At 59.6% G+C, this 18,154-nt stretch carries 19 protein-coding genes; 14 read left to right on the forward strand and 5 right to left on the reverse strand.

Features of this window, described 5'->3' with window-relative positions:
- The first annotated feature begins 108 nt into the window (after window positions 1-108).
- Window positions 109-1,326: a bifunctional glutamate N-acetyltransferase/amino-acid acetyltransferase ArgJ gene (argJ, locus tag AOA59_RS06075; RefSeq protein WP_017139797.1), complete on the forward strand. Its 1,218-nt coding sequence runs from the start codon at window positions 109-111 to the stop codon at window positions 1,324-1,326.
- Between the two features lie 19 nt (window positions 1,327-1,345).
- Window positions 1,346-2,290: a Nudix family hydrolase gene (locus AOA59_RS06080; protein ID WP_099486880.1), complete on the forward strand. Its 945-nt coding sequence runs from the start codon at window positions 1,346-1,348 to the stop codon at window positions 2,288-2,290.
- Window positions 2,291-2,418: 128 nt separating this feature from the next.
- Here AOA59_RS06080 and AOA59_RS06090 read toward each other — a convergent pair whose 3' ends face one another.
- Genes AOA59_RS06090 through AOA59_RS06100 form a run of 3 tightly spaced genes read right to left on the reverse strand, consistent with a single transcriptional unit; the run spans window position 2,419 to window position 6,000 of the window.
- Window positions 2,419-2,997, reverse strand: a complete 579-nt coding sequence (locus tag AOA59_RS06090; RefSeq protein ID WP_099486431.1) for a cob(I)yrinic acid a,c-diamide adenosyltransferase — start codon at window positions 2,995-2,997, stop codon at window positions 2,419-2,421.
- Between the two features lie 2 nt (window positions 2,998-2,999).
- On the reverse strand, window positions 3,000-5,036 hold the full coding sequence (locus AOA59_RS06095; RefSeq protein WP_065930439.1) for a PAS domain-containing sensor histidine kinase: 2,037 nt from the start codon (window positions 5,034-5,036) through the stop codon (window positions 3,000-3,002).
- Window positions 5,037-5,082: 46 nt separating this feature from the next.
- On the reverse strand, window positions 5,083-6,000 hold the full coding sequence (locus AOA59_RS06100) for a putative 2-dehydropantoate 2-reductase (RefSeq protein ID WP_099486433.1): 918 nt from the start codon (window positions 5,998-6,000) through the stop codon (window positions 5,083-5,085).
- Between the two features lie 123 nt (window positions 6,001-6,123).
- Here AOA59_RS06100 and AOA59_RS06105 point away from each other — a divergent pair, with 123 nt between their 5' ends.
- Window positions 6,124-6,609, forward strand: a complete 486-nt coding sequence (locus AOA59_RS06105) for a YajQ family cyclic di-GMP-binding protein (RefSeq protein WP_003209785.1) — start codon at window positions 6,124-6,126, stop codon at window positions 6,607-6,609.
- A 136-nt stretch (window positions 6,610-6,745) separates the two neighbouring features.
- A complete protein-coding gene (locus AOA59_RS06110) occupies window positions 6,746-7,588 on the forward strand; it encodes a mechanosensitive ion channel family protein (protein ID WP_056858566.1) in 843 nt (280 codons plus the stop codon).
- Window positions 7,589-7,779: 191 nt separating this feature from the next.
- Here AOA59_RS06110 and AOA59_RS06115 read toward each other — a convergent pair whose 3' ends face one another.
- Window positions 7,780-9,051: an OprD family porin gene (locus tag AOA59_RS06115; protein WP_056858567.1), complete on the reverse strand. Its 1,272-nt coding sequence runs from the start codon at window positions 9,049-9,051 to the stop codon at window positions 7,780-7,782.
- A 741-nt stretch (window positions 9,052-9,792) separates the two neighbouring features.
- On the opposite strand from AOA59_RS06115, the gene AOA59_RS06120 reads away from it, so the two are divergent.
- Complete coding sequence (locus AOA59_RS06120; protein ID WP_065930441.1) at window positions 9,793-10,218, forward strand: HIT domain-containing protein; 426 nt, start codon at window positions 9,793-9,795, stop codon at window positions 10,216-10,218.
- A gap of 3 nt (window positions 10,219-10,221) precedes the next feature.
- Window positions 10,222-10,428 (forward strand): SlyX family protein, encoded by a 207-nt coding sequence (locus AOA59_RS06125; RefSeq protein ID WP_017139805.1) that lies wholly within the window; start codon window positions 10,222-10,224, stop codon window positions 10,426-10,428.
- A gap of 84 nt (window positions 10,429-10,512) precedes the next feature.
- Here AOA59_RS06125 and AOA59_RS33335 read toward each other — a convergent pair whose 3' ends face one another.
- Window positions 10,513-11,115, reverse strand: a complete 603-nt coding sequence (locus tag AOA59_RS33335) for a cold-shock protein (RefSeq protein WP_099486435.1) — start codon at window positions 11,113-11,115, stop codon at window positions 10,513-10,515.
- Between the two features lie 411 nt (window positions 11,116-11,526).
- Between AOA59_RS33335 and AOA59_RS06135 the strand changes: the two genes are divergently transcribed.
- From AOA59_RS06135 to ruvB, 8 genes are all read left to right on the forward strand, one after another.
- Window positions 11,527-12,000 carry a Dps family protein gene (locus AOA59_RS06135; RefSeq protein ID WP_003193874.1) on the forward strand — a complete coding sequence of 158 codons (474 nt, stop codon included), beginning with the start codon at window positions 11,527-11,529 and terminating at the stop codon, window positions 11,998-12,000.
- Window positions 12,001-12,181: 181 nt separating this feature from the next.
- The gene (locus AOA59_RS06140) at window positions 12,182-12,523 is read left to right on the forward strand and encodes a ribbon-helix-helix domain-containing protein (protein ID WP_099486437.1); all 342 of its coding nucleotides are present in this window, start codon (window positions 12,182-12,184) and stop codon (window positions 12,521-12,523) included.
- Between the two features lie 167 nt (window positions 12,524-12,690).
- A complete protein-coding gene (locus AOA59_RS06145) occupies window positions 12,691-12,912 on the forward strand; it encodes an FmdB family zinc ribbon protein (RefSeq protein WP_017139808.1) in 222 nt (73 codons plus the stop codon).
- A 107-nt stretch (window positions 12,913-13,019) separates the two neighbouring features.
- The gene (aspS, locus tag AOA59_RS06150; RefSeq protein ID WP_099486439.1) at window positions 13,020-14,795 is read left to right on the forward strand and encodes an aspartate--tRNA ligase; all 1,776 of its coding nucleotides are present in this window, start codon (window positions 13,020-13,022) and stop codon (window positions 14,793-14,795) included.
- Window positions 14,796-14,932: 137 nt separating this feature from the next.
- The gene (locus tag AOA59_RS06155; protein WP_017139810.1) at window positions 14,933-15,679 is read left to right on the forward strand and encodes a YebC/PmpR family DNA-binding transcriptional regulator; all 747 of its coding nucleotides are present in this window, start codon (window positions 14,933-14,935) and stop codon (window positions 15,677-15,679) included.
- A 155-nt stretch (window positions 15,680-15,834) separates the two neighbouring features.
- Window positions 15,835-16,359, forward strand: a complete 525-nt coding sequence (gene ruvC, locus AOA59_RS06165) for a crossover junction endodeoxyribonuclease RuvC (protein WP_024077147.1) — start codon at window positions 15,835-15,837, stop codon at window positions 16,357-16,359.
- A 67-nt stretch (window positions 16,360-16,426) separates the two neighbouring features.
- Window positions 16,427-17,038 (forward strand): Holliday junction branch migration protein RuvA, encoded by a 612-nt coding sequence (gene ruvA / locus AOA59_RS06170; protein ID WP_056858571.1) that lies wholly within the window; start codon window positions 16,427-16,429, stop codon window positions 17,036-17,038.
- Window positions 17,039-18,097 (forward strand): Holliday junction branch migration DNA helicase RuvB, encoded by a 1,059-nt coding sequence (ruvB, locus tag AOA59_RS06175; protein WP_099486443.1) that lies wholly within the window; start codon window positions 17,039-17,041, stop codon window positions 18,095-18,097. It begins immediately after the preceding gene.
- Window positions 18,098-18,154: the final 57 nt, after the last annotated feature.

The raw sequence follows: 18,154 nt of genomic DNA on the forward strand, positions 1-18,154 counted from the left end.
TGCAACACCCTGCGCCGCGACCGGCCTTTGCCGTCGCGGCGTTTTGCCATTAATTTCACCGTTGATCGCGACGGTACAGACATCACCTATTCTTTAAGGAGCGCATTCATGGCTGTTGGTCTTGGTCCTTTGCCCACTTTGCACCCGGTCGCCGGTTTTGAACTCGGTATCGCTTCGGCCGGCATCAAGCGCCCGGGGCGCAAAGATGTAGTGGTGATGCGCTGTGCCGAAGGCTCGACGGTTGCGGGCGTGTTCACGCTCAACGCGTTTTGCGCCGCACCGGTCATCCTGGCCAAGCAACGCGTGGCAGGTTCGATCCGTTACCTGCTGACCAACACTGGCAATGCCAACGCCGGTACCGGCGAGCCAGGCCTGGTTGCCGCTGCGCGCACCTGCGCCAAGCTGGCCCAGTTGACCGGCGTCGATGCCAGCCAAGTGCTGCCGTACTCCACCGGCGTGATCGGTGAGCCGCTGCCGGTGGAAAAAATCGAAGGCGCGCTGCAAGCCGCACTGGATGACCTGTCTGTGGATAACTGGGCAGCTGCGGCCACCGGCATCATGACCACCGACACTCTGCCAAAAGGCGCGAGCCGCCAGTTTGTACACGACGGCGTCACCGTCACCGTGACCGGCATCAGCAAGGGCGCGGGCATGATCCGCCCGAACATGGCCACCATGCTCGGCTACATCGCCACCGACGCCAAAGTCTCTCGCGACGTGCTGCAGCGCCTGATGCTCGACGGTGCCAACAAGTCGTTCAACCGCATCACCATCGATGGCGATACTTCGACCAACGACTGCTGCATGCTGATCGCCACCGGCCAGGCCAACCTGCCGGAAATCACCTCTACCGAGGGCGCACTGTTCGCCGCGCTCAAGCAGGCGGTGTTCGAGGTGTGCATGGACGTGGCCCAGGCCATCGTGCGTGACGGTGAAGGCGCAACCAAGTTTGTTACTGTTGAAGTCAACGGCGGCGCTAATCACCAGGAATGTCTGGATGTCGGTTACACCGTGGCCCACTCGCCGCTGATCAAGACTGCACTGTTTGCTTCCGACCCGAACTGGGGCCGCATCCTCGCCGCCGTCGGCCGTGCCGGTGTGCCGGACCTGGACGTCAGCAAGATCGACGTCTTCCTCGGCGACGTGTGCATTGCCAGCCGTGGCGCCCGCGCCGAAACCTACACCGAAGCCCAGGGCTCGGCGGTGATGCAGCAGGAAGAAATCACCATCCGCATCGAGCTGGGTCGCGGCGAGTGCAGCGAAACCATCTGGACCACCGACCTGTCCCACGAGTACGTGAAGATCAACGCGGAATACCGCACCTGACAGTCAAGAGGAACGCGTGGTGAAACGAGTGCATGTAGCAGCAGCGGTGATCCGTGGCGTTGACGGCAGGATCCTGCTGGCACGCCGTGCCGACACCCAGCACCAAGGCGGCCTCTGGGAGTTTCCCGGCGGCAAGGTGGAGGCGGATGAGTCGGTTGTTGCCGCGTTGTCCCGCGAATTGCAGGAAGAACTGGGCATCCAGGTCACCACGGCGCGCCCGTTGATCAAGGTGCAGCATGACTACCCGGACAAGCAGGTGTTGCTGGATGTCTGGGAAGTGTCGGCATTTGCCGGCGAGCCCCACGGTGCCGAAGGGCAGCCATTGGAGTGGGTGGCGCCGCGGGATTTGCTCAACTATGAGTTTCCGGCGGCGAATGCACCGATTGTTGCGGCTGCCCGTTTGCCCGCTGAATACTTGATCACACCAGGCGAACTGGAATCCCCCACCTTGTTGCGAGGTATCCAGAAAGCCATTGCCGGTGGCATCAAGCTGGTTCAACTGCGTGCGCCTAACGGTTACGACCCTAAATACCGTGACCTGGCGGTGGACGCGGTGGGCCTGTGTGCCGGCAAGGCGCAACTGATGCTTAAAGGGCCGTTCGAATGGCTGGGGGATTTCCCTGCCGCCGGCTGGCACATGACCTCGGCGCAACTGCGTAAGTATGCGAGCAAAGGCCGACCGTTGCCGAAGGATCGCTGGTTGGCGGCTTCTTGCCACAACGCCGAAGAGCTGGCACTGGCAGAGATGATGGACGTGGATTTTGTCACGCTGTCGCCGGTGCAGCCGACCCAGACTCATCCCGATGCCCAGCCTTTGGGTTGGGAACAGGCGGTAGAGTTGATCCGTGGGTTCAGCAAGCCGGTGTTTCTGTTGGGCGGGGTTGGGCCGGCTGAGCGGGAACAGGCTTGGGAAGCCGGGGCTCAAGGTGTTGCGGGGATTCGGGCGTTTTGGCCTGAGGTTTGATGATCGGTTGATGATCGTTCCCACGCTCCGCGTGGGAATGCAGCCCTGGACGCTCCGCGTCCTAAAGCGTGACGCGGAGCGTCACCAGAGGCATTCCCACGCAGAGCGTGGGAACGATCTTAACGATCTTAGTGGGGCTTCGCCGCCGCCTGCCACAACACTTCCGCTACACCCTGGCGCTTGGCAATCACCCGCGCCGCCACAAACAACACATCCGACAACCGATTGATATACGCAAGCCCCACGCCTTCCAATGGCTCAATCGCATTCAACTGCTGACACCGCCGCTCGGCACTGCGCGCCAGGCTGCGGCACACATGGGCCTGGGCAATCAGCGCTGAACCGCCGGGCAATATGAAGTTCTCCAGCGGCCCGACTTCCTCGTTCCAACGGTCAATCGCCGCTTCCAGCCTGTCGACTTCTGCGGCATTCAACGCTTTGTACACGGGCATCGCCAACTCACCGCCCAAATCGAACAAGCGGTGCTGGCACGGCGTAAGCACCTCGATGATCTCGTTGAGCTGCGGGTGCTTGCCGCTCTGTTCTTCAAGGTTGGCCAGCAGCAAGCCCAGTTGGCTGTTGAGCGTATCCACCTCGCCAATCGCCTCCACGCGAGGGTGGTCCTTGGGTACGCGACGGCCGTCACCCAGGCCCGTCTCGCCCTGGTCGCCGGTGCGGGTGTAGATCTTCGACAGGCGAAAGCCCATGGTCATTGCTCCAGTTGAGTCAGTTCATAGGGTGGCATCTGGCTGCCGGCCAACGGCAGGCGTAGGGTAAAACAGGTGCCTTGGCCGAGGGTGGAATGCACTTCCATCTGGCCTTTATGGTTGTTGGTGATGATGAAGTACGACACCGACAGCCCAAGCCCGGTGCCTTGGCCGATTTCCTTGGTGGTAAAGAACGGCTCGAAGGTGCGTTTGCGCACGTTTTCGCTCATGCCGATGCCATTGTCCTCCACCTGGATCTCCGCCCACGGCGGGTTGAGGCGGGTGCGCAGGATGATGCGCCCCGGCTCGCTGTCGTCTTCACGCAGGTGAATGGCTTGCGCGGCGTTTTTCAGCAGGTTGAGCAGCACCTGTTCCAGCTCGTTGGCGGTGCCCGGCACCGGGCCCAGTTGCGGGTCGAACTGGCGGATGATCGCCTGGCCCTTGAAGTCGAAGCCGATGGTCAGGTCGAAGTCGTTACCGGCAATTTCCACGGCCTGGTCGATCAGTGCCGGCAAATCGCACGGCGCCATCTGGCGGTTGCTGCGGCGGCTGAAACTGAGCATATGGGTGACGATTTTCGCCGCCCGCGCGCCGGCTTGCTGGATGCCATCGAGCAATTGCGGGACTTCGCGGCTTTGCAGGTAATGGTTGACCGTCTCCAGCTCGATTCCGGCCTGTTCGGCGTGTTCCAGGTTCTTCGGCAGGTCGGGAGACAGGCGCCGGCGAATGTTCTGCACGTTATGCAGGATCGCCCCCAGCGGGTTGTTGATTTCATGGGCCATGCCCGCAGCCAGGCCGCCCACGGAGAGCATTTTTTCCGACTGCACCATCATTTCTTCCAGGGACAAACGCTGGGTGATGTCGTCGATACGGATCACCACGCCGCGCCCGGCACCGCCCATCAACGGGTAGAAGGTCAGGGCGTAATGCTTGGGTTCGTCATCCTTGATCCAGGTGACACGCTCAATGCGCTCCACCGTGTGCTGCTCCACCGTGGCTTTTATCTGCGGCAGGTACGGTTTGAGCGGCTGGAAGGCGAGGAAGATCGGCTGGTTCAGCGCTTCATCCAGGCGCGTGCCGGAAAGCGCCGTGGCTTCCTGGTTCCATTGGGTGACGTAAAGCTGTTCATCCAGAGCGATCAGCGCCGACGGCATTGAGTCGATGATGCTGTTGAGGTAGTTCTGGAAACCGGTGAGCTTTTTCTCGATCTTGCTGCGCACCTGCACTTCCAGTTCCAGCTTGCGGTTGGTGTGGCGTGTTTCTTCGGCCAGGCCCTGGGCTTGGTCGTAGGCGGCCTGAGAGTCGTCCCGCGCACGTTTGAGCTGCTGCTCGCGGGCTTCGATGCGCGACAACATGGTGTTGAAGGCTTCGGCCAGGCTGCCGATTTCATCATGGTTGCCGCGCCCGGCACGCAGGGCGTAGTTTTCTTCGCGCGTCACCTGGCGTGACAGTTCTTCCAGCTCATGGATCGGGCGGGTGATCAGGCGCTTGATCTGGCGGGCGATGACCAGCCACAGCAATACGCTGAAAATCAGGATGCCGAGGCTGGCGGTCAATGTGCCGGTATAGAACGCCACCGGCAACTCACTGCTGGCCACCAACAGCAAATGCCCGGATGGCTGGCCGGTGCGGGGCAGGGTGATGACCTGGTTGCTGCGAAACTCGGTAAGGCGCCAGGCTTCGATATGCCGGTAGTTTTCCGGCAGGTGCAGGCGGTTGCCGTGCTGCATCTGCGCCAGCAAGGTGCCTTCGCCGTCGTACAGCGCAGCGGCGCGCAAGGGCGAATAGCTGGTCAGCTCATTGAGCAGGGCGTCGGCCTTGGTCGGGGATTCAAGGGCTTCGGCGGCCAGCGACGGGTTGGACACCAATCGACCGATGGCCTGCAACGCCTGGGGCGCCATGCTTTCCTGGGAGATCCAATAGGCGGCGCTGATAAACGTCAGGTTGGCCACCAGCAATACCGTGGTCAACAGCACCAGCAGGGCGGCCAGCAGTTTCTGCCCTACCGGTAGGTTTTCAAGACGCTGGCGCAGTGGCATCAGGTTTTTTCCAGGTAATAGACAGGTAGGCAGGGTAGCGCGTGCCTCAGTCGCTGGCCAATCCGCGTGTGTGCAAGTAGTCGACCAGACGCGCCTGCAACTGTTGCAGATGCGGCAGCACCAATTGATGGCGCGCTGCGGCCTGGCACGCATAACCGAGCAGGTAGCTGATTTCGGTGCGGCGGCTGGCGGCCACGTCCTGATACATGGACGAATAATTGGCCGCGGTGGCCTGGATCACCCGTTCCACTTCAGTGTGCAGGTCCTGGGCGGCGGCGGGTTGGCCGCAGCATTCAAGCAACTCGCTCAGTTCGGCGCACAAGGTAGCGACTTCGCATTGGTGGGCTTGCAGGCCGCCATTGCGGCACTGGTAAAGCACCGTTAACGGGTTGATCGCGCAATTGAGCGCCAGCTTGCGCCACAAACGCGTCAGGATGTCGGTGCTCCACTCATGGGGAATGCCGGCGGCGTGCAGGTCGTCCAGCCAAAGCGGGGGAGTGGGGCGGCGCGCGTCCCCCAGCCAGGTGAAGCCGTGGCCGGCGAAGACCACGCGCCAATCGCCGTCACGAAACGCGCCTTCGGTGCTGGAGGCAAAGAGACAGCGGGCCTGGGGCAATTGCGCGGCCACCGCATCCTGGCTGCCAAGGCCGTTTTGCAGCAGGACCAATTCAGCGTCCGGTACCAACCGGTGTTGCAGCTGTGCGATGGCACTTTGGGCATCGTAGGCTTTGCACGCTACCAGCAGGCGATGAATCGGCTCGGGGCTGTCGGGTGTTTCGCCGATCACCGGGTAAGTATTTTCTATGCCGTGTTCCACCAGGGTCAGGCCGCCCGCCTTGTGATAGCTGGCCAGGCGCGCGGCGTCGCGCACTATCAGCCGCACAGGCAGGCCTGCGCGCGACAATCGCGTGGCCCAGAGGGTGCCCAGGCTGCCGGCGCCGAGAATATGCCAGGTGGTCGACATCAGTTTGTGCTCCGTAGGGTCGCCTGCGATGAATGGTGCGAAAGAACCGCTATAATGCCTCGGCATTTTAGCTTGGGCGCGCTCCATCTTTACTGAGCCCGCCCCTTATATTGGAGAAATGACATGCCTTCGTTCGACGTGGTATCCGAACTGGACAAACACGAAGTCACCAACGCCGTCGAAAACGCCGTCAAGGAACTGGACCGTCGCTATGACTTGAAGGGCAAGGGCAGCTTCGAGTTCAAGGAAAAGGAACTGACCGTCAACCTGACCGCTGAAGCCGATTTCCAGCTGGAAGCGATGATCGAGATCCTCAAGCTGTCGTTGGTCAAGCGCAAAATCGACGCACAGTGCCTTGAAATCAAGGACGCCTACGCCTCCGGCAAGCTGATGAAGCAGGAAGCCGTGCTCAAGGAAGGTATCGACAAGGAGCTGGCGAAGAAGATCGTCGCTCACGTCAAAGACGCCAAGTTGAAAGTCCAGGCCGCCATTCAGGGTGAGCAGGTGCGTATCACCGGCAAGAAGCGGGACGACCTGCAAGAAGCCATCGCCGCCCTGCGCGCCAAGACCTTCGACATGCCGCTGCAGTTCAATAACTTCCGCGACTGATGGCACATTGGGGAACCTGTGAGCGTTTTTAACGTCCCACGCCCCGGAAACAGTGCCTACACTTGAGCCCTTCGGGGCTCATTTGCGTTTTAAGGCAGTCAATTAAGCCGCACATCCGCGCAACAGGAGAAGATAGATGGATTTAAACGCTGAAATGGATCACCTGATCAAGACCTCGCAGTCCTGGATCCCCATGATCATGGAATACGGCAGCCGCGTGTTGCTGGCGGTAATCACCCTGGCCATCGGCTGGTGGCTGATCAACGTATTGACCCACCGCGTGGGGCGCTTGCTGGCCATCCGTAACGCAGACCTGGCGTTGCAGCATTTCATCACCAGCCTTGCGAACATTGCGCTGAAAGTCATGCTGGTTGTCAGCGTGGCCTCGATGATCGGCGTGGCCACCACCTCGTTTGTCGCCGCGATCGGTGCCGCTACCCTGGCCATCGGTTTGGCGTTGCAGGGCAGCCTGGCGAACTTCGCCGGTGGCGTGCTGATTCTGCTGTTCCGCCCCTTCCGCATTGGTGACTGGATCGAAGCCCAGGGCACCTCCGGGACTGTCGACAGCATCCAGATCTTCCACACCGTGCTGCGTACGGGCGACAACAAGACTGTGATCGTGCCCAACGGCATCCTGTCCAACGGCATCATCACCAACACCAACCGTCAGCCGACCCGCAAAGTGGTGTTTGATGTGGGTGTCGACTACGAGGCCGACCTGCAGAAAGCCCGTGAAGTGCTGCTGGAGCTGGCCAAAGACCCACGCGTACTGGCTGACCCGGCGCCTGCGGCCGTGGTGTCGACCCTGGGTGACAGTTCGATCACTGTTTCTCTGCGTTGCTGGACCAATACCCCGGATTATTGGGATGTAGTGTTTATGCTCAATGAACTGGCGCGTGATCGTTTGAAAGGGGCGGGTATTGATATTCCGTTTCCGCAGCGAGTTATTCGCGTGATGCAAGAACCGCTTGCCAAATAACTAAGCGGCAGGTTGTCGAACTTGGCCGATAGGTCAAGTTCGATGGGTAAGGTCAATATAGTTACTTAGCTTGCTAGTTATTTTTCTTGTGTAATAAATCTGAAATAAAAAAGCCGCTCCCTTGCAAAACAGGGGAGCGGCTTTTTAGTTAAGGCTTACGCCTTAAGTCATCGTTGTAATTAAACCGCTGATTACAAGATGTTCAGCGGGTATTGCGCGATCAGACGCAGTTCGTCGATCGACGCCGAACCGTAGTACACGCCATCAGACGAACGATAGGTCGCTTGACGAACGCGCAGGCTCAGGTCTTTTGCCGGGCCGCTCTGAACCACGTACTTGGCTTCGATGTCGCGTTCCCACTCTTTGCCGTTGGAAGTGGTGCCGGTGTTGGCGCCGCTGCCGCTGACATAACGAGTCATGAAGCTCAGGCCTGGCACGCCGAAAGTGGCCATGTTCAGGTCGTAGCGAGCTTGCCAGGATTTTTCGTCTTCAGCGTTGAAGTCGGAACGGGCGATGGAGTTGGCCAGGAAAATCGTGCCGCCGCCGTCTACGCCGTAGCCGTAGTCACCGTCACCGCTGACTTTCTGGTAGGCCAGGGTAAACGTGTGAGCCTGGATGGTGTACGCACCTTGCAAGCTGTACGCACGGTTATCCAGTTTGGTGGTGTTGTCTTTTTCGGCGCGCTGCAGGCCGGCGCCGTCGCTTTTGGTGCTGTAGATGTTGAAGTCAACGGCCAGGGACTGTTCGTTGCTCAGCGCGTGAGTCCAGTTCAGGTTGGCGTAGGTTTTCTTCCAGTAGTCTTCGGTCTTCGCGTAGTAGAGGCTGGCGCTGACTTCCGGCGTCAGGGCGTAGACACCGCCGATAAAGTCGGTTTTGGTCAGGCCCAGGCTGTCACGGTATGTCTGTGCTTGTGCCACGCTCGAGGTGAAGTGACCGCCTTCGAGTTTCAGGCCCTTGATCTCGTTGCTGGTGATCGAGATACCTTGCGGCAGCTCTGGCAGCAAGCGGCTGTCGTCGGAAGCGAATACCGGCGCGGTGGTGTACTGGTCGCCGACTTTAAGCACAGTGTCGGAGATGCGGAATTTAACCGCGCCGCCGCCTTTGGAGTAGTCGTCTTGCGAGCGACCGTCGGCACCGGTAGGGAACAGGCCAGTGCCCGAGCGACCCTTGCCGCTGTCCAGTTTCACGCCCAGCAGGCCGATCACGTCAACACCGACACCGATGGTGCCTTGGGTGTAGCCGGACTGGAACAGACCGTTGAAGCCCAGGCCGGTTTCATTGGTGTAGCTCTTGCCGGTATCGTTATTACGGAAGTCCCGACGGAAGTTCAGCAAACGGGTATTGATGCTGAAAGTGCTGTCTTCAACAAAGCCCTTGGAGTCGTCCTGGGCGGACGCCATTGCGAACTGCGAGGTGCCTGCTGATACAGCCAGGGCGATCATGCTCCACTTCATCACGCGCATCGTGATTTGCTCCTTTGGTTTTAGGAAGAGTACTGCCGTCCCACCTGTATTTTTATCTGGGCGGCTCTTTCTTTTTTGTGTCGGCGCAAAGTTATATCACGCAGACCCTATTGACGATACTTACTCATCTATCCTTTCAGCTTCTTTACGAGGCTGTCGTAAATTGCTATTTCCCTGTCGCAAATTCACAGCCTGAGTGTCACCAGGCTGACAACTAAAGTGCGGTATTCCTACCCCTTGCGAAGTTTGAACTCATCCTTGAAATGCACCTGAACGCTACTGTTCTTATCGCGTAACACCCGTATCCAAACGGGTGCCGTTGCCGACGATACGGGTGTGAATGCAACAAGCGTGCACAAAGCGGTAACCGAATGTCATTTTTTCGTGAAAAACGTTACGGCCGTGTAAAAACCGCATAAGCACGGGCTTCTTACGTCGTTTGGTTTGGGCTTGACGCCCCGCTGAAACACCTTTTGGGAGGTACAAAAAAACTGTGCCAGGGCAAAGCGTTACCGGTTCACCCCTTGAGTGGGTAATTGGCGGATCCCTTTGAGGCACGGGTGGGTCATTTTGGTGCATCCCGCTGAGGCCCGATTTAGCGTAGCTCAAATATTTGCCTGCCTCGAAAGGGTGCGTGCTTTTTTCGCTCAGTGGCCTCAACGCTCCCGCATTCGCCGTGAAGCCTTGGGCATTCGAAGGTATGCTGAGCACCTGAAATTGACCTGCCGAACGGAGTGCCGCGTGTTCGCCTTAGACCAACGCCTGCAACAAGACACACTGGCCATTGGAGACTTCCCGCTCTGCCGCCTGCTGCTGTCCAACGACGCCAACTACCCGTGGTTCATCCTGGTGCCACGCCTCGACGGTATCAGCGAAGTGTTTCAACTGGATGTCGCCGATCAACACCGGTTGTGGCAAGAGACGACCACCCTGGCGCAGTTGCTCAATGAAGGGCTGGCCGCCGACAAAATGAACATCGGTGCGCTGGGGAATGTGGTCAGCCAGTTGCACGTGCATGTCATTGTGCGCAAGCGTGACGATGCGGCCTGGCCGGCACCGGTCTGGGGCAAACACCCGGCACGGCCTTATACCGATGAGCAAGTGGCGGCGATTCGCGGCCAATTGCGCGGGTTGTTACCTGCCGACTTCATCTTTACCCAGGACTGAATCATGGACCTGCAAGACCGCGTTACCGATCTGGAAAGCCGCCTGGCGTTCCAGGACGATACCATCGAGACCCTCAATGACATTCTGGTCACCCAGCAGCGTGCGGTTGAACGCCTGCAGATGCAGATGACGGCGCTGCTCAAGCGCCAGGAAGAAATGGGCGGGCAGTTCGAGACCTCCGAAGAAGAAGCACCACCGCCACATTATTGATAGCCACGGCATTAATGGCCGCACATAAAAAAACCGCGATCCGGCTCAGCCGGATCGCGGTTTTTTATGCGCTGCGGGTAGGAATCAGCGACGCGGCAGGGCCGCAATCACGTCTTCGGCTTGCAGGCCTTTGTCGCGGTTCATGACGGAGAACTCCACGCGCTGGCCTTCGACCAGGACGCGATGGCCTTCGCCACGGATAGCCCGGAAGTGGACGAAGATATCGTCGCCCGAATCGCGGGAAATAAAGCCGAAGCCTTTGGAAGTGTTGAACCACTTGACGGTCCCGGTATCCCGGTTGGTCATGTCGTAGTTTTGCGACGCCGTAGCAGGCGACGAACGGTAGAAGCTGATGGCCAGGTGAAGAACGATGGCGACCACAGCAATCACCAGGCTGAGCAGGATGGCCGGGTGGCCGCCCACTTCAGGCATAGGTGCCAGGAGGGTGAGGGTTTGCACGACAACGGTCAGTACCAGCAGCGCGCTGACCAGGTTTTGCAGTTGATGACGCGTGCCTTTGTTCCAGTAAGGGATTACCGGTGCGAGCGTCAGGTTAAGAAGGCCGAACAAGGCCAGGTACAGGGCGTCATGTTGTTCCAGGTACGGCAGGCTTTCAGGCTGCAGACTCGGAATAAAGGACAGCAGCAAAGCTGCAACGCCCGTCAGGAGGTGGACGATTTTCAACATTTTGATTAACTCACGTTAAGACGGATCACAAGGAAGAGCTGACTGGCACGGTTCGCTTCTGAACAATGGGAGGCGTTGGGCACGTGCGCGGGTATCAGCCTATGTGGTGTCCCGCAGAAATGAACGGTAACCACACGCCGCCTATTTAACAGCAAAGGCTGTGCCTACTCAAATCAAGCATTTCGGGGCGTTGCAAGGGCAATAGCATTTTTGCGTAAAACACTTGTCCTAGACGGGTGCGGCTGTTTTGCGCGACATTTTGAGGCTTTCTCGCTGTGCAAAGGCTTGTCGGCCGAGCGGGGCGATTTGCCGCATCTCACCCGGCCGGTGCCGGGCTGCACACTGCCGGCACTCTTGCTAGAGTGGTCCTGCACCTGATCAATGAATGTTCGTCAATTGAAGGGGAAAAACATGGCAATCGATATTGGTATCAGTGAAGAAGACCGTAAATCCATCGTCGATGGGCTTTCACGGCTGCTGTCCGATACCTATGTACTGTATTTGAAAACCCACAACTTCCACTGGAACGTCACGGGCCCCATGTTTCGTACGCTGCACTTGATGTTCGAGGAGCAGTACAACGAACTCGCACTGGCGGTGGACTCCATTGCCGAGCGTATCCGTGCCCTGGGCTTCCCGGCGCCGGGAGCCTATTCGATCTATGCCCGGCTGTCTTCGATCAAGGAAGAAGAGGGCGTGCCCAGCGCCGAAGAGATGATCAAGCAACTGGTGGCCGGCCAGGAAGCCGTCACCCGCACCGCGCGCGGTATTTTCCCATTGCTCGACAAGGTCAGCGACGAGCCGACCGCCGACCTGTTGACCCAGCGCATGCAGGTTCACGAGAAAACCGCGTGGATGCTGCGTTCCTTGCTTGAAAACCAATAAAAGCACCCCCTGAGTGGCGCCTTCCTGGCGCCGCTCGCTTGTTTCTCCGCATTTCCTGGCGTTGTCCTACAACTTTCCAATCCGCGTCTTCTGGCTGCTCCTCTCGCCCTGCTGTTTTATAGGCCCACTGCCCAATGGGAGAAACCCATGGGCTGCTGTTTGGCAATGGAGTGTCAGGTGTATGTCACGCGGAGTGGGTAATGGAGTGATGGAAACCGCCGGTTTTCACAAGATAAAGGTCGACCCCTTTGCCAAAGGGTTCGACATGGGACTGGCCAAGCCATTGTCCCGGTCGGTCAGGCTCAATGGGTTTTCCACCTGCCTGCGTCTTGAGCAGATCTATTGGAATATCCTCACGGAGATAGCCAGGATCAATGCCTGTTCAGTCAGCGCGTTGCTGTCGTATGTCGATCGGGAAGTGCATTTGCGTTACGGGGGAGTGAAGAACTTCAGCGGGTTGGTGCGGGTGGTGTGCGTGGTCCACGTATTAAAAGATCGTGTCAGCGTCACGGGCCTGGATTAATCCGCCGGTTGCGAAGCGGGCCCACCGTCAAGGCGGGCCAGGCTTCGGGCAGAAAGCCGGCTGCGCTGTGTCGATTTACCAGATATAATCCCGCGCTTTGCTGCGCGCCCCGGCTTATCCACAGGGTGGGCGTGGCGCAGTTACGATCTGATCGCCGAGACATCTCCATGCCCATGTACGATTATCAATGTGCTTCCTGTGGTCATCAGTTGGAAGCCATTCAGAAGATCAGCGCCGCGCCGCTGGTCGATTGCCCTGCCTGCCAGGCACCTGAGCTGAAGAAGATGTTGTCCATGCCGGGCTTCCGCCTGAGCGGCGGCGGCTGGTATGAGACCGACTTCAAGACCGGCGCCAAGAAGAATCTGGCGGGCGGCGACAAAGCAGACTGAGTTGAACTCTACGCGCAGGCTCCTGCATTATCCGTCCCCTGCTTAACTGTACGGTGACGAGGCGAGCCTCCACCGAATTTCGAATTACGAGAAGTGAAACCACTACCATGATGCGCAGCCACTATTGCGGCCAACTGAACGAGACCCTGGATGGTCAGGAAATCACCCTTTGCGGATGGGTTCACCGTCGCCGCGACCACGGCGGGGGGATCTTCCTCGATATCCGTGATCGTGATGGTCTGGCCCAAGTGGTGTTCGACCCGGACCGCGCCGAGAGCTTCGCCGCCGCCGACCGCGTGCGCAGCGAATACGTCGTTAAAATCACCGGCAAGGTGCGCCTGCGCCCGGCCGGTGCTGTAAACGCCAATATGGCCTCCGGCGCCATCGAAGTGCTGGGTTATGAACTGGAAGTGCTGAACGAGTCGGAACCCCCGCCGTTCCCACTCAACGAATACTCCGACGTGGGCGAAGAAACCCGCCTGCGCTACCGCTTCCTGGACCTGCGTCGTCCGGAAATGGCCGAGAAGCTGCGCCTGCGTTCGCGCATGACCACCAGCATCCGCCGCTTCCTCGACGAAAACGGCTTCCTCGACGTCGAAACGCCGATCCTGACCCGGGCCACCCCGGAAGGTGCGCGTGACTATCTGGTGCCGAGCCGTACCCACGCCGGTTCGTTCTTTGCCCTGCCGCAATCGCCGCAACTGTTCAAGCAACTGCTGATGGTCGCCGGCTTCGACCGCTACTACCAGATCGCCAAGTGCTTCCGTGATGAAGACCTGCGCGCTGACCGCCAGCCGGAATTCACCCAGATCGACATCGAGACCAGCTTCCTCGATGAAAAAGAGATCATGGGCCTGACCGAGCAAATGATCCGCAACCTGTTCAAGGAAGTGCTGGACCTGGAATTCGGCGAATTCCCGCACATGACCTTCGAAGAAGCCATGCGCCGCTACGGTTCCGACAAGCCGGACCTGCGTATCCCGCTGGAATTGGTGGACGTGGCCGACCAGCTCAAGGAAGTCGACTTCAAGGTGTTCAGCGGCCCGGCCAACGACCCGAAATGCCGCATCGCCGCCCTGCGCGTGCCTGGCGGCGCGAGCATGCCGCGCAAGCAGATCGACGATTACACCAAGTTCGTCGGCATCTACGGTGCCAAGGGCCTGGCGTACATCAAGGTCAACGAGCGCGCCAATGGCGTTGACGGCCTGCAATCGCCGATCGTGAAAAACATCCCGCTGGACAACCTGAACGCGATCCTGGACCGCGTCGGTGCAGTCGATGGCGACATCGTGTTCTTCGGTGCCGACAAGGCCAAGATCGTCAGCGAAGCCCTGGGCGCGCTGCGCATCAAGCTCGGCCACGACCTGGACCTGCTGACCTGCAAGTGGGCACCGATGTGGGTCGTCGACTTCCCGATGTTCGAAGAGAATGACGACGGCAGCTTCAGCGCCTTGCACCACCCGTTCACCGCGCCGAAGTGCTCGCCTGAAGAGTTGGAAGCCAACCCGGCCGGCGCGCTGTCGCGTGCCTACGACATGGTGCTCAACGGCACCGAGCTGGGTGGCGGTTCGATCCGTATCCACCGCAAAGAGATGCAGCAAGCGGTGTTCCGCCTGCTGGGTATCAACGAAGCGGAACAGGAAGAGAAGTTCGGCTTCCTGCTCGACGCCCTGAAGTACGGCGCGCCGCCGCACGGTGGCTTGGCGTTCGGCCTGGACCGTCTGGTGATGCTGATGACCGGCGCCCAGTCGATCCGTGAAGTGATCGCCTTCCCGAAAACCCAGAGTGCTGCGGACGTCATGACCCAGGCACCGGGCGTGGTGGATGCCAAGGCGCTGCGCGAACTGCACATCCGTCTGCGCGAGACGCCGAAGGCTGAGTAAGGCTGCGGCGTGAAAGCGCGATAAAGTTGTACGCAGTCAAAAAGGCGCATCTTCGGATGCGCCTTTGCGTTTAAAAGAGGGAATTCCTGCCTGGGGCGGGATTGATAAGGTTTCTAGAGAATTTTCGGAGTTGTGTTATGGCTGGCCATTCCAAGTGGGCGAACATCAAGCACCGCAAAGAGCGTCAGGATGCCAAGAAAGGCAAGATCTTCACCAAGTGGATTCGCGAACTGACCGTCGCCGCCCGCCAAGGCGGTGGTGACCCAGGTTCCAACCCGCGTCTGCGCCTGGCGCTGGACAAGGCTTTGGGCGCCAACATGAGCCGCGACATCATTGATCGCGCCGTGGCCCGTGGTGCCGGCGCTGCTGATACCGACGACATGGTCGAGCTGAGCTACGAAGGCTACGGCCCAGGCGGCGTGGCGGTGATGGTCGAGTGCATGACCGACAACCGCAACCGCACCGCAGCCGCCGTGCGCCATGCCTTCAGCAAATGCGGCGGCAACCTGGGCACCGACGGCTCGGTGGCTTACCTGTTCGAGCGCAAGGGGCAGATCACGTTCGCCCCCGGCACCGATGAAGACGCTTTGATGGAAGCGGCCATGGAGGCAGATGCCGACGATGTGGTGACCAACGAAGACGGTTCCATCGACGTGTTCACCTCGTTCGCGGGCTTCTACGCCGTGCGTAACGCCCTGGAAGCGGCTGGTTTCAAAGGCACCGACGCGGAAATCGTGATGCTGCCGACCACCAGTGCCGAGCTGGACCTGGACGGCGCGCAGAAAGTGCTGAAAATGCTGGACATGCTCGAAGACCTGGATGATGTGCAGAACGTTTACTCGAATGCCGACATCCCGGAATCCGTAGCCGAACAACTCACCTGAGCACCATGAAAATCTCCTGTGGGAGCTGGCTTGCCTGCGATAGCATCACCTCGGTTTAACAGAAGTACCGAGGTGTCTGCATCGCAGGCAAGCCAGCTCCCACATTTGATTGTTGTTGGCCGCAAGAATCGTGTTTCTCCCAACCCGCAGGCGTTATGACTTTAATCCTTGGTATCGACCCCGGTTCGCGCATCACCGGTTTTGGCGTGGTGCAACACACCCCGCGTGGCTGCGTCTATGTCGCTTCGGGCTGCATCCGTACCGGCGCGGGCGAGTTGGCCGAGCGCCTGCAGATTGTGTACCGCGGCGTGCGTGAAGTGATCCAGACCTACGGGCCGGTCACCATGGGCATCGAAAAGGTCTTTATGGCCAAAAACGCCGATTCTGCCTTAAAGCTCGGTCAGGCTCGTGGCGCTGCTATTGTGGCCGGTGCGGAGGAGGGCATGGAAATCGCCGAATACACCGCGACCCAGGTCAAGCAGGCCGTGGTCGGCACCGGGGCGGCAAATAAAGAGCAGGTGCAGATGATGGTCATGCACATGCTCAAGCTCACCTCAAAGCCGCAAATCGACGCCTCCGACGCCCTGGCCATCGCCATTTGCCATGCGCACACGCGTTCCAGCCTCTTGCCGCATGGCTTGGGCACCGCACGCAGTCGTGGCGGGCGGCTGCGTCTCTGATAGCATCAGCGCAATCGTAATTTCCGGTCAGGCCGTGTTCTGACCCCAAGCTTTAAGGATCTGAACCGTGATTGGACGCTTGCGCGGCACCCTGGCTGAGAAACAGCCGCCGCACCTGATTCTGGATGTAAATGGGTTGGGGTATGAGCTGGAAGTGCCCATGACCACCCTGTATCGCCTGCCGTCGATTGGCGAGCCGATAACATTGCACACGCATTTGGTGGTGCGCGAAGACGCGCAATTGCTCTATGGTTTCATTGGCAAGCGCGACCGCGACTTCTTTCGAGAGCTGATTCGCCTCAATGGCGTGGGGCCCAAGTTGGCGTTGGCGTTGATGTCGAGCCTGGAAGTGGACGAACTGGTACGCGCGGTTTCGGCCCAGGACACATCAGCGTTGACCAAGGTGCCCGGTGTCGGCAAGAAAACCGCCGAGCGCCTGTTGGTCGAGCTAAAGGACCGTTTCAAGGCCTGGGAAGTGGTGCCGAACATGTTTGCCCTGGTACCGAACCAGCCGGACATGCCGGCCGGCCAGGTCGCCAGTGCCGAAAGCGATGCGGTGAGCGCGCTGATCTCCCTGGGCTACAAGCCCCAGGAGGCGAGCAAAGCCGTATCGGCCATCAAGGACAAGAACCTGAGCAGCGAAGACATGATCCGCCGAGCCCTGAAGGGAATGATTTAAGTGATTGAAGCTGATCGTCTGATCGCGGCCACCGGCCCGCGCGACCGTGAAGAAGTCCAGGACCGCGCCATCCGCCCCATCAGCCTTGCCGACTATATCGGCCAGCCGACCGTGCGCGAGCAGATGGAGCTGTTTATCCAGGCTGCGCGTGGGCGCAACGAGTCCCTTGATCACACGTTGATCTTCGGCCCGCCGGGCCTGGGCAAGACCACCCTGGCCATGATCATCGCCCAGGAGATGGGCGTGTCGATCAAGTCCACCTCCGGCCCGGTGCTGGAGCGTCCGGGCGACCTGGCCGCACTGCTGACCAACCTTGAGCCCCACGACGTGCTGTTTATCGACGAGATTCACCGGCTGTCGCCGATCGTCGAGGAAGTGCTGTACCCGGCCATGGAAGACTTTCAGCTCGACATCATGATCGGCGAAGGCCCGGCAGCCCGCTCGATCAAGCTCGACCTGCCGCCGTTCACGCTGGTCGGCGCCACCACGCGCGCCGGGATGCTGACCAACCCGTTGCGAGACCGTTTCGGCATTGTTCAACGTCTAGAGTTCTATAGCACTGCCGATCTTGCGACCATTGTCAGCCGTTCGGCGGGCATCCTGGGGTTGCCGCTGGACCCGGAAGGTGCGTTTGAAATCGCCCGCCGGGCCCGTGGCACGCCGCGTATCGCCAACCGCTTGCTGCGTCGTGTGCGCGATTTTGCCGAAGTACGGGCCAAGGGGCATATCACCAAGGCCGTGGCGGATTTGGCCTTGAACCTGCTGGATGTGGACGAGCACGGCTTCGATCACCAGGATCGACGTCTACTCTTGACCATGATCGAGAAGTTCGATGGCGGCCCGGTCGGAGTGGACAGCCTGGCAGCGGCCATCAGTGAGGAGCGCCATACCATTGAGGATGTGCTGGAGCCGTACCTGATCCAGCAGGGTTACATCATGCGTACGCCAAGGGGCCGCGTGGTCACGCGCCACGCCTATTTGCATTTTGGGTTAAACATTCCGTCACGATTGGGCGAGATGCCTGTAGTAGACGAATTCCTTGATGCAGTGGACGATTAATAACGCCACGCCAGACGATTTATCTGAAGTTTGTGCTGTCCTAGTGGCTGGTGTCGT

The organism is Pseudomonas sp. 2822-15 (assembly GCF_002742515.1).
Taxonomy (GTDB): Bacteria; Pseudomonadota; Gammaproteobacteria; order Pseudomonadales; family Pseudomonadaceae; genus Aquipseudomonas; species Aquipseudomonas salomonii.

Coding starts and splice junctions, on each gene's coding strand:
- argJ (WP_017139797.1), top strand. CDS start 109: ATGGCTGTTGGTCTTGGTCCTTTGCCCACTTTGCACCCGGTCGCCGGT.
- AOA59_RS06090 (WP_099486431.1), bottom strand. CDS start 2,997: ATGGGCTTTCGCCTGTCGAAGATCTACACCCGCACCGGCGACCAGGGC.
- AOA59_RS06095 (WP_065930439.1), bottom strand. CDS start 5,036: ATGCCACTGCGCCAGCGTCTTGAAAACCTACCGGTAGGGCAGAAACTG.
- AOA59_RS06100 (WP_099486433.1), bottom strand. CDS start 6,000: ATGTCGACCACCTGGCATATTCTCGGCGCCGGCAGCCTGGGCACCCTC.
- AOA59_RS06105 (WP_003209785.1), top strand. CDS start 6,124: ATGCCTTCGTTCGACGTGGTATCCGAACTGGACAAACACGAAGTCACC.
- AOA59_RS06110 (WP_056858566.1), top strand. CDS start 6,746: ATGGATTTAAACGCTGAAATGGATCACCTGATCAAGACCTCGCAGTCC.
- AOA59_RS06115 (WP_056858567.1), bottom strand. CDS start 9,051: ATGCGCGTGATGAAGTGGAGCATGATCGCCCTGGCTGTATCAGCAGGC.
- AOA59_RS06125 (WP_017139805.1), top strand. CDS start 10,222: ATGGACCTGCAAGACCGCGTTACCGATCTGGAAAGCCGCCTGGCGTTC.
- AOA59_RS33335 (WP_099486435.1), bottom strand. CDS start 11,115: ATGTTGAAAATCGTCCACCTCCTGACGGGCGTTGCAGCTTTGCTGCTG.
- AOA59_RS06135 (WP_003193874.1), top strand. CDS start 11,527: ATGGCAATCGATATTGGTATCAGTGAAGAAGACCGTAAATCCATCGTC.
- AOA59_RS06140 (WP_099486437.1), top strand. CDS start 12,182: ATGTCACGCGGAGTGGGTAATGGAGTGATGGAAACCGCCGGTTTTCAC.
- AOA59_RS06145 (WP_017139808.1), top strand. CDS start 12,691: ATGCCCATGTACGATTATCAATGTGCTTCCTGTGGTCATCAGTTGGAA.
- aspS (WP_099486439.1), top strand. CDS start 13,020: ATGATGCGCAGCCACTATTGCGGCCAACTGAACGAGACCCTGGATGGT.
- AOA59_RS06155 (WP_017139810.1), top strand. CDS start 14,933: ATGGCTGGCCATTCCAAGTGGGCGAACATCAAGCACCGCAAAGAGCGT.
- ruvC (WP_024077147.1), top strand. CDS start 15,835: ATGACTTTAATCCTTGGTATCGACCCCGGTTCGCGCATCACCGGTTTT.